This is a genomic window from Paenibacillus sp. S-38 (assembly GCF_049942825.1).
In the GTDB taxonomy this organism is placed as follows: Bacteria; Bacillota; Bacilli; order Paenibacillales; family NBRC-103111; genus Paenibacillus_G.
Map to the genome: position 1 here is coordinate 8,063,115 of NZ_CP187970.1, position 16,780 is coordinate 8,079,894.

17 protein-coding genes are annotated in these 16,780 nt (G+C 61.2%); 4 read left to right on the forward strand and 13 right to left on the reverse strand.

Annotation, left to right across the window (positions count from 1 at the left end):
* Window positions 1–9 precede the first annotated feature (9 nt).
* Window positions 10–804: an SGNH/GDSL hydrolase family protein gene (locus ACP26L_RS35320; protein ID WP_426450267.1), complete on the reverse strand. Its 795-nt coding sequence runs from the start codon at window positions 802–804 to the stop codon at window positions 10–12.
* A gap of 577 nt (window positions 805–1,381) precedes the next feature.
* Between ACP26L_RS35320 and ACP26L_RS35325 the strand changes: the two genes are divergently transcribed.
* A complete protein-coding gene (locus ACP26L_RS35325) occupies window positions 1,382–2,062 on the forward strand; it encodes a futalosine hydrolase (RefSeq protein ID WP_426450268.1) in 681 nt (226 codons plus the stop codon).
* Between the two features lies 1 nt (window position 2,063).
* Complete coding sequence (locus ACP26L_RS35330) at window positions 2,064–2,906, forward strand: 1,4-dihydroxy-6-naphthoate synthase (protein WP_426450269.1); 843 nt, start codon at window positions 2,064–2,066, stop codon at window positions 2,904–2,906.
* Window positions 2,907–3,039: 133 nt separating this feature from the next.
* On the opposite strand, the gene ACP26L_RS35335 is transcribed toward ACP26L_RS35330, so the two are convergent.
* From ACP26L_RS35335 to ACP26L_RS35375, 9 genes are all read right to left on the reverse strand, one after another.
* Window positions 3,040–4,038: a glycosyltransferase gene (locus tag ACP26L_RS35335; RefSeq protein WP_426450270.1), complete on the reverse strand. Its 999-nt coding sequence runs from the start codon at window positions 4,036–4,038 to the stop codon at window positions 3,040–3,042.
* Window positions 4,039–4,080: 42 nt separating this feature from the next.
* Window positions 4,081–5,025 (reverse strand): phosphotransferase family protein, encoded by a 945-nt coding sequence (locus ACP26L_RS35340; RefSeq protein WP_426450272.1) that lies wholly within the window; start codon window positions 5,023–5,025, stop codon window positions 4,081–4,083.
* A 170-nt stretch (window positions 5,026–5,195) separates the two neighbouring features.
* Window positions 5,196–6,641, reverse strand: a complete 1,446-nt coding sequence (locus ACP26L_RS35345; RefSeq protein WP_426450273.1) for an S-layer homology domain-containing protein — start codon at window positions 6,639–6,641, stop codon at window positions 5,196–5,198.
* Between the two features lie 137 nt (window positions 6,642–6,778).
* Window positions 6,779–7,123, reverse strand: coding sequence for a FlxA-like family protein (locus ACP26L_RS35350; protein ID WP_426450274.1), 345 nt, complete (start codon window positions 7,121–7,123; stop codon window positions 6,779–6,781).
* A gap of 222 nt (window positions 7,124–7,345) precedes the next feature.
* Window positions 7,346–7,732: an ArsR/SmtB family transcription factor gene (locus ACP26L_RS35355; protein WP_426450276.1), complete on the reverse strand. Its 387-nt coding sequence runs from the start codon at window positions 7,730–7,732 to the stop codon at window positions 7,346–7,348.
* Window positions 7,733–7,735: 3 nt separating this feature from the next.
* Window positions 7,736–8,167, reverse strand: a complete 432-nt coding sequence (locus ACP26L_RS35360) for an SRPBCC family protein (RefSeq protein ID WP_426450277.1) — start codon at window positions 8,165–8,167, stop codon at window positions 7,736–7,738.
* Between the two features lie 73 nt (window positions 8,168–8,240).
* On the reverse strand, window positions 8,241–8,618 hold the full coding sequence (locus ACP26L_RS35365) for a hypothetical protein (RefSeq protein ID WP_426450279.1): 378 nt from the start codon (window positions 8,616–8,618) through the stop codon (window positions 8,241–8,243).
* Between the two features lie 212 nt (window positions 8,619–8,830).
* On the reverse strand, window positions 8,831–8,998 hold the full coding sequence (locus ACP26L_RS35370; RefSeq protein ID WP_426450280.1) for a hypothetical protein: 168 nt from the start codon (window positions 8,996–8,998) through the stop codon (window positions 8,831–8,833).
* Between the two features lie 211 nt (window positions 8,999–9,209).
* The gene (locus tag ACP26L_RS35375; protein ID WP_426450281.1) at window positions 9,210–9,650 is read right to left on the reverse strand and encodes an RrF2 family transcriptional regulator; all 441 of its coding nucleotides are present in this window, start codon (window positions 9,648–9,650) and stop codon (window positions 9,210–9,212) included.
* A 167-nt stretch (window positions 9,651–9,817) separates the two neighbouring features.
* Here ACP26L_RS35375 and ACP26L_RS35380 point away from each other — a divergent pair, with 167 nt between their 5' ends.
* On the forward strand, window positions 9,818–12,052 hold the full coding sequence (locus ACP26L_RS35380; RefSeq protein WP_426450282.1) for an MMPL family transporter: 2,235 nt from the start codon (window positions 9,818–9,820) through the stop codon (window positions 12,050–12,052).
* A 68-nt stretch (window positions 12,053–12,120) separates the two neighbouring features.
* On the opposite strand, the gene ACP26L_RS35385 is transcribed toward ACP26L_RS35380, so the two are convergent.
* Genes ACP26L_RS35385 through ACP26L_RS35395 form a run of 3 tightly spaced genes read right to left on the reverse strand, consistent with a single transcriptional unit; the run spans window position 12,121 to window position 15,287 of the window.
* Window positions 12,121–13,806, reverse strand: coding sequence for a CotH kinase family protein (locus ACP26L_RS35385; protein ID WP_426450283.1), 1,686 nt, complete (start codon window positions 13,804–13,806; stop codon window positions 12,121–12,123).
* 24 nt (window positions 13,807–13,830) lie between these two features.
* The gene (locus ACP26L_RS35390) at window positions 13,831–14,547 is read right to left on the reverse strand and encodes a DUF4956 domain-containing protein (RefSeq protein WP_426450285.1); all 717 of its coding nucleotides are present in this window, start codon (window positions 14,545–14,547) and stop codon (window positions 13,831–13,833) included.
* A gap of 2 nt (window positions 14,548–14,549) precedes the next feature.
* A complete protein-coding gene (locus tag ACP26L_RS35395) occupies window positions 14,550–15,287 on the reverse strand; it encodes a polyphosphate polymerase domain-containing protein (RefSeq protein ID WP_426450287.1) in 738 nt (245 codons plus the stop codon).
* Window positions 15,288–15,519: 232 nt separating this feature from the next.
* Between ACP26L_RS35395 and ACP26L_RS35400 the strand changes: the two genes are divergently transcribed.
* On the forward strand, window positions 15,520–16,779 hold the full coding sequence (locus ACP26L_RS35400) for a fibronectin type III domain-containing protein (protein ID WP_426450288.1): 1,260 nt from the start codon (window positions 15,520–15,522) through the stop codon (window positions 16,777–16,779).
* The last annotated feature ends 1 nt before the right edge of the window (window position 16,780 follow it).

Here is a 16,780-nt window from a genome sequence, read left to right on the forward strand (position 1 = left end):
CCGCCCCCTCTACCAGGTCACCAGTGCCGCGACCCGTTCGGCAATGAGCTTGTACCCCTGCACGTTCGGATGGAACTGGTCCGTATACAGATAATCGCTGACTTTGAGCTGGAACAGGTCGAAGGTCGGCACGAGCACCGTCTTCGGATAAGCAGCCGCCGTCTCCGCCGCCTGATAGTTCCAGTCCCGCACGATCTTGCTCGTCACATTCGTGTCCTTGAGCTCGATGAACGGATTATAGAGCCCGATGAGAAAAATATTCGCCGCAGGGTTCAGCTCCCGCAGACGGCCGAGAATCCCCTGCAGCTGCTTCGTGTACTCCTCCTGAATCTTCGCCACGGCGGCCAGATCCAGCGAGGCCAGCGTCTCGCCGCCTCGGAACAAGTCGTTGCCGCCGATGCTGACCAGAATGATGTCCGCCGCCTTCACCTGCCCCTGCACCGCCTCCTGCCCGAGCATCTGCGCGAGCTGAGGCGAGGTTTGTCCGTTGACACCCAGGTTCTCTAGGACAACCTCCTGCTTCGCCTTCCCCTTCAGAGCGTCGGCCAGGTAGCCGGGGTAGCCTTTGCCCTCCGGGTCGCCATATCCCCGGGTGAGAGAGTCTCCCAGCGCAAGCACGCGGAACTTGCCGTCATCCTGTGCCGGGGCGGTCGGCACCTCCTGTACCGCCTCAGGAGGCTTCGCCAGCGGGACGGGGGTCACTTCACGGAAATAGTCATACAAGGTCCAGGCCAATCCGGCCAGACACACAGCTGCCGCCAGCGCAGAGACCGCCATCAGCCAAGGCAACGTTTTCTCTCTCAAAGGTGCTCCTCCTCCGGTGGGTCCGTAACTCTCCTCTTTCCTTAACTGTACCGCAAAAGAGGATGCAATTCCAAATCCTGCGAAGGGCACGGACAAGCCTCCGGAAGCGCCTGGGAACCGGGTCTTTCACCTAAATCGAAACTTTGTGGTATATGTAACTGAAATGCCGCCGGACTTCCTGTAAGATACTTCTTAGAGATACAGCAGACAGGAAGCCCCCGCACCCGGCCCGCTCCATCCCGGAGCGCCCTCATCCCCAGGCCGATGCCCCCGCATGCCGACTCCCCGCGTCATCCCCCCACGCAGTCTCCCTCTTCATGCGAAGAGCCGGTTCCGCTTCATCCGAAGCTTGGAACCGGCTCTATTTCTGTTACTTAGGAGAGTTCACGGTCGATTGGAGCCCCCCGCGAGAAAGAGATGATGGCCGTCGCTGCCCCCCAGATCTTCCGCCGTTGGCCTGCCAGGCTTCTCTCCCTGGCAGCTCCATGCTTCCCCGCTGCGGTTGACCCATACCGAAAAAGGGCGTATCCTTGACCTTGTCGCTACGCATACCCTTCCTGCAAAGGAGCGCTTACATATGAATCCTTCCATCAGCGGCGTCCATTCTGCCGATCAGGGTGGACGCGTGCTCATCATTACTGCCGTCGACGCCGAGCGGGACGCGGTCCTGCGGGGCCTTGGAGGCTCCGGCCGCTTCGAGGTCATCGCCGCGGGCGTCGGCCCCGCCGCAGCTGCGGCAGGTACGGCCGCGGCCCTTGCCGCCGGAGGCTTCCGCCTCGTCATCAGCGCCGGCATCGGCGGAGGCTTCGCCGGCCGGGCGGCCGTCGGCTCGATCGTCGCCGCCACGGCCGTCGTGGCGGCCGATCTCGGCGCGGAGACGCCCGAGGGCTTCCGCAGCGTGGACGAGCTCGGCTTCGGCAGCTCCCGGCTCGCGGTAGACAGCACGCGGACAGCCCGCTTCGCCGAGGCGCTCGCCGCCGCCGGGCTGCCGTCCGTCAGCGGCCCGGTGCTCACCGTCTCGACGGTGACCGGCTCCGCCGCCACGGCCGAGGCGCTTATCGCCCGGGTGCCCGGAGCTGCCGCCGAGGCCATGGAGGGCTTCGGCGTGGCCACCGCCGCCGCGCAGTACGGACTCCCCGTGATGGAGGTCCGCGCCATCTCGAACGCGGTCGGTCCCCGGGACCGCGCCGCCTGGCGCATCCCAGAAGCGCTGAAGGCGCTCGAATCAGCAAGTACCCTTTTCGTGGAGGTCCTGTAAGATGCAGATTGCCTTTAGTCCCTGCCCTAACGATACATTCGTGTTCCATGCCTGGGTCCACGGCCTCGTGCCCGGCGCTCCGGTACCGGAGGTGCTGTACGCCGATATTGACATTACCAACGCGCTCGCCGCCTCCGGAGAAGGCCCGGACGTCATCAAGCTCTCCTATGCGGCGCTTCCCTGGGTGCTGGACGAGTATGCCCTGCTGCCGTGCGGAGGCGCACTCGGCCGCGGCTGCGGCCCGCTCGTGCTGGCTGCCTCCCCGGATGCGGCTGCACTCGGGGCGCCAGCCCTCTCCGGCAAGCGGGTGGCTGTACCGAGCGAGCGCTCGACCGCCTACCTGCTGTTCCGGCTGTGGGCGGCCCAGAACGTGCCGGGCGGCGTAGGCGAGATCGTCGTCATGCCGTTCCATGAGATCATGCCGGCGGTCCGCGACGGCCGGATCGATGCCGGGCTCGTCATCCACGAGGCCCGCTTCACGTACCCGTCCTACGGCCTCACCCTGCTGACCGACCTCGGCAGCTGGTGGGAGCAGGATACCGGTCTGCCGATCCCTCTCGGGGCCATCATCGCCCGCCGGTCCATGGACCGGGAAGCCCTGGCCGGCTGGATCCGTGCCTCGGTCGAATATGCATGGGCCCACCCGGAGGTCTCCCGCGATTACGTGCTGAGCAAATCGCAGGAGCTGGATCCCCAAGTGGCCCAGGCGCATATCGACCTCTACGTGAACGAGTTCACGGCGGATCTCGGCGAGAGCGGCTATGGCGCCATCGAAGCACTGCTCGGCCGGGCGGCGAAGGAAGGCCTCGTGCCCGAGTTCGATCTTGCGAAGCTGCGGTCCTAATCGCATAACAAAGCCCCTTTCTGCAGATCGAAGCGGAAAGGGGCTCTTTGCTGTCTTTTTATCCCTGGATGAACGCTCGGCCCACAGTCTCAACGAACGCCGTTCCACCGGTACGGCTTCGTGCCTGCTTGCTCTACTTCAGCCAAGCCGAGAAAAAGTCCCGGTAGCCTTCCTTCATGACCCTGCTCGAGAACCGGCTGAACGCATACTCCCGGTTGTCCATCGACGCCTTCATCGGAGAAGCCACGGCCATATTGACGAGCTCGAACCAGTTCTTCTCGTTGCCGGCAAACGAGTGCCGCGAAGAGATGTGATCGTAGCACGGATGCTCCGGCTTCACGACGATCTTCCCCATGGCGAGCGCTTCGGTCAGCGGCATCGCGAACGTATCGAACTTCGAACAGCTCCAGTACACCTTCGCGGTGTTCATCAGGGCGAAGATCTCGTCCTGGCTCAGGGCGAACTGCAGCTTCACATTGTTCGGGATGCTGTACCGCTTCATGCTCTCCTCGTACCGCCGGCCTCCGAACACCATGAACACTTCCTTGTCCGGGTTCTGCCTCGCATACTCGAGCACGAGATCCGGCCGCCGGTTCTCCTCGTCCCGTCCGATCCACAGCACCCGGTTCTCCACGACCTGCGAAGGATCGAAGTGCTTCTCTGCGAGCTCCTCGCTGAAGCCGATCGGAATGACATTCACATCGGTCACGCCAAAATTGCGCGCGAGCTCCCGCTTCAGGAATTCCGTCGACACGACGGCTTTGTCCACGATGGAGTAGAACGGCTTCATCATCTCATAGCCGGTCAGCACGGGATCCGGGAAGCTGTGCGGGAAGAGCACGCTGTTCTTCAGGAACATCTTGAGGAACGTGAAGCCCGACACCGTATAGATCACATGCTCGATGTTCTCCCGGTAGATCTGGTCGAGCACGATATCGTAGTTCACGAGATCGCCCTTCTCGTGCTCGTACCCCGGAAGCCAATCATAGCCGCTTACATGCCGCTCCGGCGAGATGAATACGATCTCCACGCCGAGCTCCCCCGCCAGCCTCTTAAGCCGCTCCGCGAACACCCGGGGGCCCTGCGCTTCGGTGAACTGGATTTTTCTCATTACCAAGCCTACTTTGGTCACGCCTGCCTTCACTCCTGTCCTGCCCGTATAGATTTCCGTGCGCTAGGCGGTATGCCGTACGCATTGGATGAAATTCTCCTGCGTCTCCTCCCGCTGCCGCTCCAGCTCGGTCCGGGTCCATGGGCCGCTCCCTCTCTGCAGATCGCCCGCAATCAGCCCCAGCATCCACAGCGAGAAGGCGGCAGAGAACAAATAGTACTCCCGCTTGAACGCAGTCCGCTCCAGAGGCGGGGCCCCCGTGCAGTCGAGATATCTCTCCAGCGCCTTCTCCCGGATTCCCTCCGTTACCTGCTTCGGGAACAGAGGATGGGACAAGTCCACAAGATGGTACAGGTCCCAGAAGGGAGTGTTGAGATGCGCGTGCTCCCAGTCGAGTACAATCAACCTGCCGTTCATCAGCGCGTAGTTCCCCAGGTGAAGGTCCCCGTGCGAGAGCACCCGCTTGCGGCTCCACGCCCAGCTCTCCAGCCGGTGGAGCAATCCCTGCAGATGCTCCGCTGCGGCCGGCCGCGGCAGCAGCAGCTCCGCCATCGCGTCCCGACTGCGAAGCAGCTCGCCGGTGATCTCCTCCATCGAAGGCTTTTGTCCCTTCAGGGGGGCTTCGATCCACCTGTCGGCCGGCGAAGCATGCCAGACCGCCATCTCCTCGGCAACCCGGAGCACAATCTCTTCGCCGAAGGTATGCTCCATGGGGCCCATGTCCTCGAAGATGAGCCAGCCGTCTTCTTCCGCTCCGTCCCCGGACCTTGCCAGCAGGCGGGGATAGATCGGCGGCAGGCTCTGCAGCACCTGATCGTACACCCAGCTCTCCCGGCCGCTCTGTCCGTTGTGGGTCAGCGGCTTGAACACATAGCTCTCCGCCGGAGACACATAAAAGCGCTCCACCCGCTTGCCGTTCATCCCCGTATAGAGCGTCTCCCGCCGGAGGATCCGGCTGTCATCCAGAATCCCGCCGGACAATACCACATCGCCGATCGGCAGCCCCATTGCACCATCCCACCCGAATGTAAAGATATAGTAAATCCCATTATAAACTACTTTGCGCCTGATATTAATCTTTTTTGATGTACGCCAAAAAGAGCCGCGGCATCCAGCCGCCGCGGCTCCGGGCTTGCGCTTTAACTTTGGAGCGGGAAAACGCATCTATTGTCTCTGACTTACTCCGCCGCTTCCTCATCGCCCAGCAGACGGTCGAGCAGCGCCGCCACTTCCGCGCGCGTAATGGTCTTTGATGGAGCGAAGTTCCCTTCGTCATCGCCCTGGATCAGCTCCGAGTCTACGGCCGTAGCGATGTACGGGCGCAGCGCCGCCGGGATGCTGTCCGCATCCTTGAACCGGCTCTGCAGCAGCTCGTCAGCCTCGTCTTCGCTCAGGAGCTTCATGGAAGGATTCTGCTTCAGCAGCACCTTCACCAGAGTGACAGCCACATCCTCCCGCTTGGCCCCGGCGCTTGGCTGGAAGCTCGCCTTGCCCGACGCATCGCTCTTCACGTCGAAGAACTCTCGGGAAGCTTCGATATCCTTGTATGACCAGCGATTCTGATCCACATCGGCATACTCGCTGCTCTCGGTGGAGGCTTCACTGCTCAGGTTAAAGCTGCGGGTCACCATCGAAGCGAGCTCTTCCCGTGTTACGGTGTTATCCGGGTTGAAGCGCTTGTTGTCATCCCCCTGCAGGATGCCCTTCTTCACGAGGCTGCGGATGCTGCCGACCGCCCAGTGATTGCCGATATCCGTCAGCTCTACCTGGCCTGCCTGTGCTGTTCCGTTCTGCTTCACGCCGCTGCCCTTGCCTTGTCCGGCCGCCGTGCCGGGCTCCTTCACTTCCCCGGCCCCTTCCGGCCGAACACCCGCCTGGCCTTCGATCTGCCGCTTCACGCGGTCCGACAGAGCGGACTTCTGCTCTTCGGCCTGCGTCTGCGTGAACGTGCCGGCCGCCAGCTTCGCGTCAATCTCGGATGTCAGTGCCGCGAGGACCGCCGCCTGGAAGTCCTCCCCGCTCATGCCCTGCGCTTCGGCAAAGGCCGCCAGCGTCTGGCCTTCCTCAAGCGCTGCCGTGATTACGCTCTCTTCCACATCCAGCACCTCGGCTGCATAGGTAACCAGGTTCGAGCCCATGCCGATCCCACGGCCGCCTTCCCCAAGCGGAGAGGCTCCGTCCCATTCACCTGCCGCCTGGCGCTTCAGCCGTGAGGCCAGATCCGACTTCTGCTTCTCCGCCTGGTCTTCCGTGATCGTCCCTGCCGTATGCTCGGCATTGATCTTTGCCGTCAGCGCAGCGGTCAGCTGCTCCAGGAAGTCCTCCTCGCCAAGTCCGTATTCGGCGGCGATCTCCACGAGCGTCTGCCCTTCTTTGAGCGCGGCCGTGATGACACTCTCTTCCACGTCAAGCAGAACGGCCGTCTCAGCCACCACCTCGCTGCCGGCTGCGCCGAAGCCGACCTGCGGGCCGCGCTGGCTGTTTGGCATCCCGGCCTTCGCCCCGGCTTGTACCGAGGCCGAAGCCGTGGCGGCGAACGCTTCATTATGTAAGACAGGTGCGGATCCGAATACGACGGATGTCAGTAGGGTTCCTGCAAGTATTTTGCGGTTGAGTGCTTTCATTGTTATGAATTCCACCTCTCCGAAAGGAATTGTTCTTACAAGACTCAGAATAGCTCCTCTGCCTGAATCTCCCCTGAGGAGCGGCTGAAGGCTTCATGAGTCTTCGCTGAACGTTCCCTGAAAGAGAGAGGTCCAAGCTAGATTCGCACGTCAAAGCTGCCGTTCGGATTCGTCGCGGAGCCTGTGTTCACGCCGTACAAACCTTTCAGAAGGGAAGAAGACCCGCTCTCCTCGGACGGGGATGCGGATGAGCTCTGAGCCGACTGAGACTTGGCCTTCCTTTCTGCGATCTGCCGTTCAATCTGCTCGATCTGCAGCTCCAGCTGCGAGATTTTGAGCGTCTTGGTCTTCTCGTCTTCCTTGCTCTCCTGCCACTGCTTGATTTCGGCCTGCAGCCGGACTTTCTGCTTCTCCAGATCACTCGTATCGCCGGCGCGCGCCACTGCGGCGTAAGAAGTGCCTGAAACGGAGGATACGTTCATGGTCATGCTCTCCCTTGTCATCAAAATAGGTCCTGCGCCCCCATCATATAACGCGAAACTGAAAGAACGCTGAATGTCCGTTGAATGTTCGTTTAAAAGAACAACGGGATGACAGAGAATTCGACCTATGCCTTCATCGCCCAAAATTTGACAGAATATAAAAAAAAGAGCGTCAGCCGCGAGGCAAACGCTCTTTCCCTTCCGCCACACCCATCTTCCAGGCTAGGACGGCTCTTCCGTCCGGCCGGGACCCGCGATCCCAAGCGGCCCGGCCGCGCTTCCCGTCTCCTGCCCATCCGACTCCACGTACCGCCGGAGCGCCTCGAGCTTGTTCTCCCAGAACCGCTCGTAGAAGTCGAGCCACTTCTTCAGCTCGAGCAGCGGCTCGGCCTCCATCCGGTAGCGGGTCTCCCGCCCGATCTTCCGTTCCTTGACCAGACCCGCTTCCGCCAGCACGCGCAGGTGCTTGGAGACGGCCGTCCGGCTGATCGGGAAGTGGGCGGCAATGACGGTCACCGGGAGCTCCCGGCCCGCCAGCAGCTGCAGCAGCTGACGGCGGGTAGGGTCGGCCACCGCCTGGAAGACATCATGCTTCGGCTGCGCGGACACAGCTTACGCCCCGCCCTCGACATAGCCGGCCAGCTTCTGTACGAGGCCGACCCAGCCTTGGGACATCCGCTCGCGGACCACGCGGTGCGTCTCACCGAACTCCGTTACCTTCTCGGGGTCCCAGCCGGAGTGGATCAGCGTGAACTCCGTCTTCCCGCCCAGGTCCTTCAGCTCGAAGCTCAGCGTCCAATCCTGTCCCCAACGGAACGACAACCCGGTCGGCGGGTTGATCTCCGTCACTTTGCAGGGCGACTTGCCGAACGGACCGGCCTCCAGATGGAATTCATGGCCTTCCACCGGCTGAAAGTCATTGGGCATAAACCAGGCGGCAATGCCCTCGGCCGTCGCGACGGCGTCCCAGACCTTGTCGATCGGGGCGTTGAATACCTGGGTTTGGCGGATAGCCGGAAGGTTGTTCTCTGCGTTAGCTGTCATGATGTTTGTTTCCTCCTCATTTTGCAGGGATTTATTTTGTACGTTCCTCTTCCCATTACCTGACTGGGATCTTTCACTTCTTCGTCTTCACTTTATCCTGATGCCGAAAGCGCAGTGCGGACCACTGGTCGTCGACCGCCACATTGCTGACCGGACGGTAGGACGAGATGCCTTCAACCAGCTTGAACAGAATGTCCCGGTTAATGTCCGTCTTCACCTTCGAGCTCACCTTCGGGAAAGTGATCCAGAACAGCGCGTCCTCCTTCAAGTAAGGGATCGTGCGCAGCACCCACTCATGAACCTGCCCGCTGCTGCCCACGAACAGCTGGACAAAGTCGTACGTTCCCTCGGGCTCGCCTGTCTCCTCGATCCCCAGGCGATACCCCTCCGGGGCGTTAAGCACCAAGGCCCGTCCCTCTTTATACCGCAGCTTCTTCAGCAGCTCTTCCATTCTCATCTGTCCTTTCGCTGCAAAGCGAAACCTAATGGTTTCACGTTTATAATATGACACCTATAGGTTTCATGTCAACACCCTCGGAAAGACTCGCGGTGCTTCTCCCCTACAGTTTGCTCCCGAACCAAGGCACTTAATGATGATCACGCCCCTCAAAATAAAAAAACGCCCAGGCCGCAGGGCCTGAGCGATGGGGTCCGAAGCGCTTATTATCTCTCGAAGTACCACCAGTAAGTCATCTCGAGGGTTTCTCTCATTCCGCTTGGAACGTAGCCGTAATACATAGCATCCGCCTCTCCTGCCCCAATGCCTCCTACGCCCAGGGCCACTACGGCCACCATAGCCATGGCCATTGCTGCGATACGCACGTTTTTCATCCTTCATCTCTCCTTCGTCTTGTTCGCTTCCTTATGAACCTATAGTACACGATGGAGAGAACCGTTTCTGTTAAGAACGACACCGATGAAACGTGTATTATTTCGCAGTCCGGCCGGGCCGCGGGCATGGGAGACGAGCCGGCAAAGCGGGACGAAGACGCTCCGGCAGGAAGCAAAAAGAGCAGCACCGCGGCTTAGCGAATGCTGCACTCTAGCCCGGGTCTGTCTCCGGATTCCGTGGATACAGGCTCGAGATGGCCACGCCTGCAAGCGCGTCTCTCATCGCCTGTTCGGAGCGCTGGAGCGCCAGGCTGACGTTCCGGCCCGCTTCCTGCGCGATCGGGCCCGTCAGGCCCGAAGGGTATTCCGTCCGGAACAGAGGACGCTCAGCCTCCATCGCGGTGAATACATCAAGCAGGGTGATCTCATCCGGATGCTTCGCGAGCCGGACGCCTCCCTTCGAACCCTCTTTGGTCTCCAGAATGCCTGCCCGGCTGAGGGTCTGAAGAATCTTGACCGTGGTCGGCAGAGGGATGGCGAGCATCTCGGAGATCTGCCGGGAGGGGACATAGTCATAGATCCCCCGCTCCACCTTAACGGCTGTAAGAATGACGACGCCGATACCTTGATAATACGCCAATGAATAGCTCATACGCTTACCCGCTCTTCCGCCTGAATTATCTACTACTATACCGGGTTCGCTCCGGATGTCAAACCGGCTCTTGCGGGTCTAAGGCCGGCGGTAGAATTGACATAATAAATAAACTCAATATATGTTATATCTAGTTTATTTATTTATCTGAAGGAGTTGAAGATCCCATGACGTCCCCTCCCCCCATCAAGCCGCAGGAAGCCGCTCTCTCTCTTTCCCCGCTCGGACGGCTCGGTCTTTTCCTTGCCCGTCGGCGCCGCCCCGTCCTTGTCTTCGGACTGATCCTGCTGATCGTATCGGTCATCGCCGGCGCCGGCACTCCTGGCAAGCTCACGCTGTCCCGCTATGAAGCCCCCGGCTCTGAGTCCGTTCAGACCCGGGAGCTGCTTCACGAAGCGTTCGGCGCCGGCAGCGCCAATCTCATTCTGGTCGTTACCGCGAAGACGGGAAGCATTGACAGCCCTGAAGTCCGGGAAGCCGGTCTCGCCCTGACCAAGGAACTCGCTTCCGAGGAAGGGATCGCGGAGGCATCCTCCTACTGGTCGCAGAGCCGGTCGCCGGCCCTGCGCAGCCGTGATGGCCGCCAAGCCTTGGTGACCGCCCGCCTGAACGGCACCGCTACCGAGGTCCGCACGGCGCTGGCCGGCCTGTCCCCCCGGTACACGGTGGACAATGAGCTGCTCCAGGTCCAGGTCGGCGGACAGGAAGAGGTGTTCCGCCAGGTCGGCGAATTCGCCCGCCGGGACTTCCTCCGCGCCGAGCTCCTCATCCTTCCCTCGGTTCTGCTGCTGCTCCTGCTCCTGTACCGCCGCTGGAGCGCCGCTCTCCTGACCCTTGCGATCGGCCTCTTCTCCATGATCCTCACCCTCGCGGCGCTCGGCGTCATCGTACGCTTCACGGAAGTGTCGACCTTCGCCATGAACATCACCCTTGTCATGGGACTCGGTCTCGGCATTGATTACAGCCTCTTCATCATCTCCCGGTTCCGGGAGGAGTGGGACGCAGGGCAGGGTATGCCCTCAGCCCTTGCCCGGACACTGAATACGGCCGGACGCACGGTGATCTACAGCGGGGCCACCGTGGCGGTATCGCTGCTGGCTCTGCTGCTGTTCCCGTTCCCATTCCTGCGCTCGCTCGGCTATGCCGGCGTCCTGGTCGTGCTCTCCGGCATGCTTGGAGCGGTCGTGTTCCTGCCTGCAGCCCTGGCGGTTCTGGGCGGCAGAGTCAGCCGGGGGGCCCGGCAGGGACACCCGGCCGCAGCAGGCCCGCCATCCGGCTTCTGGTACCGGACCGCCATAGCGACCATGCGCCGCCCAACGGCTGCCGGAGGAGCTGCGCTGCTTGTGCTGCTGCTCCTCGCCTCTCCCGCTGCCGGACTGCACTTCGGGCTGCCCGACGACCGGATGCTGCCGGCCTCCGCCTCCTCCCGGGTCACTCAGGATGCCGTGCGTGCCGGCTTCGAAGCCGAAGAAGCGGATACCATTCAGGTGATGGCCCTAGGCGTCGGCCCCCTTGCGGGCCGGCTCTCGGAGATTGAACGCTATGCCGCCGAGCTGTCACAGGTGCCGGGCATCACCCAGGTCAACTCCTGGGCCGGTACCTTCGCCGGAGGCGTAAAAATCATCGAGCGGAGCGCGGCGCACGATCGGTTCGGGAGCGAGCGCGGCACATGGTTCGCTGCGATTCCGTCGGTTGCCGTCCTCGAGCAGGATTCGGACGGCCTGCTTCAGCGCCTCCGCGCGGTGCCTGCGCCGTTCGAGGTCCTATTCGGCGGATTCCCGGCGGAGCTCGCCGACTACCGGGCCTCGCTGGTGGAACGGCTTCCTCTGGTGCTCAGCCTCATCCTGGGCGTTACCTTCGTGATCCTCTTCCTGATGAGCGGCTCCCTGCTCCTTCCGCTGAAGGCGACCGTGCTGAACCTGCTCAGCCTGTCGGTCATGTTCGGCGGGCTCGTCTGGGTGTTCCAGGACGGCCATCTCTCGGGCCTGCTCGGCTTCACCTCCATCGGCACGATCGAGCCCAGCATCCCCATCCTGATGTTCTGCATTGCCTACGGCCTCTCGATGGATTACGAGGTGTTCATCCTCTCGCGGATCAAGGAAGAGTATGACCGCACAGGGGATAACACGCGGGCCGTGGCAGCAGGCATTCAGCGGAGTGCCCCGCTTGTGTCGGCTGCGGCGGGCATTCTCGCCCTCTCCTTTGCGGCCTATGCTTCCGGCAGCGTGGTGCTCTTGAAGATGCTCGGCGTCGGCATGGCCCTGGCGGTGCTGGTGGACGCTACGCTGATCCGCGCCATCCTCGTGCCCGCGCTGATGAGGCTTGCAGGAGAGGCCAACTGGTGGGCTCCCCGGCCCCTGCGCCGGCTGTATGAGCGGTTCGGGCTTCAGGAAGCCGGGTAACGGCCGCCGCGCACAAAGAGGCCCCCTCTCCGTCACTGGAGAGGGGGCCCTCTGCTTTCTTGCCGGCTCTACAGCCGGTTGCGCTTATAGAAGGTGACGAGGAGGCATGCCGCCAGGAGGACGATCAGCGCTGCGCCCGAGGCGATCGCTTCGCTGACGCTGCCCTGCGCCCCCTGCGTTCCCGGGCCGCCCGGGCCGCCGCCCATACCGCCCGGAGGCATGCCCCCGGGGCCGCCCCCCATGCCGCCCTGCCGCTGGCCCATCTGGCCGCCCGCTGCGCCTTGGCCCGCTTGGCCGTTCTGGCCGGCTGCTGCGGCTGCGAGTACCGACTGGCCCGCCTGGGTCTGAGCGGCATGGCCGTCGGCCTGAACAGCCTTGCCGTTGCCGGCCGCCGCTCCGGCGCCCTGGTCTGCCTGCCCTTGGCCGCCCGGCATCCCGCCCGGCATGCCGCCGCCCATTCCTCCGCCGCTGCCGGAGCCGTCGCCGGAGGATGGCGACGTGCCGTCCAGCTGCGACGCGATCGAAGCCGTCTGCTGCGACGCGAACTGCTTCAGCTGGGTGACGCCCTGCTGATACGCCTCATAGGTGACGAAAGCCGTCGGGTCCTTCTCCACATGGGAGGAGATGAGGCTTGAGAGCTCTTGCACCCGGGCGCTGAACGTCTCGTCCGCCAGATACCCCTCAATCATCTCGGAGAGGATCGCATGGTACTTCTCCTTGTATTCTTCGACCTCAAGCAGCTTCGCCACCAGAGGTCTCTCGGCCAAGGTCCCCTGTGTCGGCTCGTCAATGAGCAGCCCGGTCCCTCCAAGACCGCCGAAGGCCATGTTGTAGTCCCAAGGCAGGACCGAGAATTGGCCTTCGTCCTCGTAAAGATAATAATTATGCTTATTCTGGCCGAGATAGCTGTCCATGTTCGCTGTGAGCACATTCAGCGCGATAAAATTCAGCGCCTCGTCCACATCCAGCACCTGCTCCAGGTCGCCGCCGTTGTTCAGCGCGTCCGTCAGCTTCAGCAGCACATCCTCGTTCGACGATTCGGACTTCAGAGTCAGGCCCGTATAGGAGTCGATATCCTCCATCCAGGTCAGATCGGAGCCCGTGCTGCCGTTCGCCTTGTACAAAGCCCCGTAAGCATTGCCGAAGCTGCGCTCAAGATAAGCTTGGCCCACCTGCTCTACCGCCAGATAGAACCCTTTCAGCTCATCATTCACATACACATTCACAAAAGAATACTTCGGTACAGGCAGCCCCATCTGCTCCGCAAGCTCATACGTCAGGAACTCCCGCATGTAGGAAGCATCGCTGTAGTTGTTGTTGAGATTGATCTTGGTAATGCCGTACAGATTCTGGCTCGAGATGTATTCGTCGAACGCAATCTTGAAGCTGTAGCGCTCCGAATCCGAGTTCACAACGCTCCGCAGGCTGAGATTGCCCTTCGTACGAACCGCGACGTTGTCGATCTGGACGCCGTTGTAATTCACTGAAGCGCTCTTATACTCTTCCTCGCTCGCATTCTCCAGCATATCGGCGAAATCGGCTTCATCGATCGTGATCTTCACATCAATGACCTTCTCCTTGGGAAACACCTGCTCATCGATCTTCGCCTCGTTCTCCGAGGCCGTCGTGACAGCCGCCGCCGTCTGCGCGGCAGCTGTACCCAGGGTATCGGCACTTCCGCCTGTTACCCCGTACCCGGTGACACCGAAGAGCAGGAGGGCGCTCAGGACCAGCGCCGCGGCTCTCTTGTTCATGGGAGATCCTCCTTTTCTCTCGGCCTAGGATACATAATCCCCGCTGTACGAGATGAGTACGGCGTTCCTTACGCCCGGCAACTCGGAGATTTGGTTCACGAAGCGGCCTTCCTTGTCCCGGAGGCGGATCTCCAGCGTGGTTTCGATATTGCCTGGCGTTACGTTCTTTTGTTTCACGTTGAACCGTTTGACTGTCTGGCTCATGAGCTTGTGCACTGCCATCTCGCTCTCATCCCCGTCGCAGTTGACGACAAGCAGATAAGGCGTTTCGAACGAGGTCCGCTTGATGAAGAAGAACAGGATCAATCCGATGACAGCCGAGCCGAAGATCGCCAGAGAGTAGAATCCCGCACCCGCTACAATGCCTGCCGCCGCCGCCCAGAACAGGAAGATGAGGTCTGTCGGGTCCTTGATCGGCGTTCGGAAACGAACGATGGACAGGGCGCCGACCATCCCGAGGGATAATACGAGATTCGAATTCACCGCGATGATGACCATCGCCGTCACCATCGTCATCCCGATCAGCGAGACATTGAAGCTCTTCGAGTACAGAACGCCGCTGAAGACCCGCTTATAAAGAATATAGATGAAAAATCCGATGAAGAAGGCGACGGCCAGGGACAGGCCCATCTTGGTCAGGTCGATGTCCGACACGAAGTTTTTGACCACCGAGTTCTTGAGAATGTCCGTAAAATTGGTTGTTGAGGCCTCAGCCGCTGCTGCAGTAGTTGTAGCTGCCATGATCAATAATCCTCCCACGTGTTGAATTTCAGAAATTTTCTGCAGATGACATATTTGGATGCCGACTGGCGGTTCAGCCCGTCGAGCTGAAGTGCGGCCCGGATATACTCGGGTATGTATTCGTCGAATTTCACCTCGAGAATCATCAGGTCCTCGTCGATGGCCCGTACCGGATCGAGCCGCTTATTGAAGATGTCCGTGGAATGCAGCCCGGTGCGGAGATCCTTGTCAAAGGTAATGCGCACGTTGCCGTTATGGCACACATAGGGCTCACGGACGTAGTCGACAATGACCTTCGGGCGGAGCAGCTTATGGGTCATCTCGTTGTACAGCTCGGTGAGAAACGGCTTCTCCGGCACATTCAGCACCCCGTAATCCCCGCCGACAATCGACTCGTACATCCCGCGGGTCAGCGATGCTTTGACCTTGGCGATATAATCGCCCCGCTTGATCTTCTTCTCGAAGTGGATGATGCGGTCTTCGACATTGTAGATCCGGATGCGGTATTTGTACCGGTCGCGCAGCCCCCCGAGCTTCTCATGCAGGGCCGTGTTGTGCATATCGTCGAAGTACAGGCTCCGGATATGGTATTCGCCGGTCGGACCTGCGTGCTCGTCACGCTGCATGAGATGCTGCAGCTTGCGGCTGATCAGGTAGTGCTGGTAGCGGTTGATGAAAAATTTCAATTCATGCCGGAATTTCAGCGGTTTCGGCTCTCTCTTCCGGATTTGCGGTTCCATGGTTCACACCTCTTTCTCTGCTGCATAGACCCCGGTTTTCGGCTGCATGATCTTTACATTTCCTTTACAAAAAGAATCGTACCTCCTGCCGCTGAACTCATCCTTAGCGGAACCTGAACGTTAACTGAATGTTTTTACGTGGATTTTACATTGGGTTTACACTAGCTTTACAATAAGCAGATACTCCTGCGGCTCCCTTGGACGGAGCTGCAGGAATCGGAGAGGATACACGATGACAAAATACAGGGACTGGCTGTGGCTGGCCGGGGCCGGCTTGGTGCTGGCGGCAGCTTGGGCGGGGTACACATGGTGGAAGGACGGCGGAGCGGCCGGAGCGGCCGGAGCGGCTGTGCCGAAGTCCATCGTCACGACGCTTGCCGGAGATGCCCGCACGAGCCGCGGGTTCGCCTGGTACACGGCCGAGGGGCAGGGCCCCGCCGTGGTTCAGATTGCCGAAGGAACGGGAGAGCGTGTTCTCCAGGGATCGGAGGTCTGGAGCGTGAGCGGTGTCACGACCCCGGTGAAGACGGACCGTGACGAGGTGCAGAGCTCGCATCAGGTGAATGTCACCGGACTGAAGCCGGGCACTACTTATACGTATCGGGTAGGGAGTGGAGCGGAAGGCGCCTGGAGTGAACCGGCCGCCTTCACGACCGAGGGGGACGCGGAGGGCAAACTGACCTTCCTGAATATCACGGATTCCCAGGGACAGACGGAAGCGGACTTCGCCTTATGGGGCCAGACGCTGGAGCGGGCCTTCACCGTCTTTCCGGACGCCCGCTTCATTGTCCACAATGGAGACCTGACGGAGAATCCGGAGGACGAGACGGCCTGGGATCAATTCTTCGGCAAGGCGCAGCCGTGGCTTCGGGGCATCCCGCTGATGCCGGTCACCGGCAACCATGATGAGGTGGACGGGGAGGCGGGGCGGTTCCTCCCCCACTTCACCCTCCCGGCCAACGGCGCAGCCGGCCCGGCTCCCGGCACGAGCTATTCGTTCGACTACGGTCCGGTTCATATCGCCGTGCTGAACACCGAATCGAAGATCGGCGAACAGGCCGACTGGCTCCGCCGCGACCTGGCAGGCACCGATCAGCCGTGGAAGATCGTCGCCATGCACCGGGGCGCTTACGGGGGCAATACGTACAAGAAGGTGCTGCAGTGGGTCCCGGTGCTGGACGAGTTCCAGGTGGATCTGGTGCTGCAGGGCCACAATCACGAATACTCCCGCTCCTACCCGCTGCGCGGAGGCCAGGTTACCGGTTCCGGGAATGGGCCCGTGGTGAACCGCGCCGGCACGGTCTATGTGGTGACCAATGCTTCCGGAGCGAAGTTCAATGAGAAGAAAGACGACCAGTTCTATCACGCGGTGCACTTCCAGAACGGCAAGGGGATGTTCGCGGGGATTACGGTCGAGGGCCGGACGCTGACCTATCAGGCCTATGATCTCGACGGCAGGAAGCTCGACGAAGTCGTGCTGCAGCACCAATAAC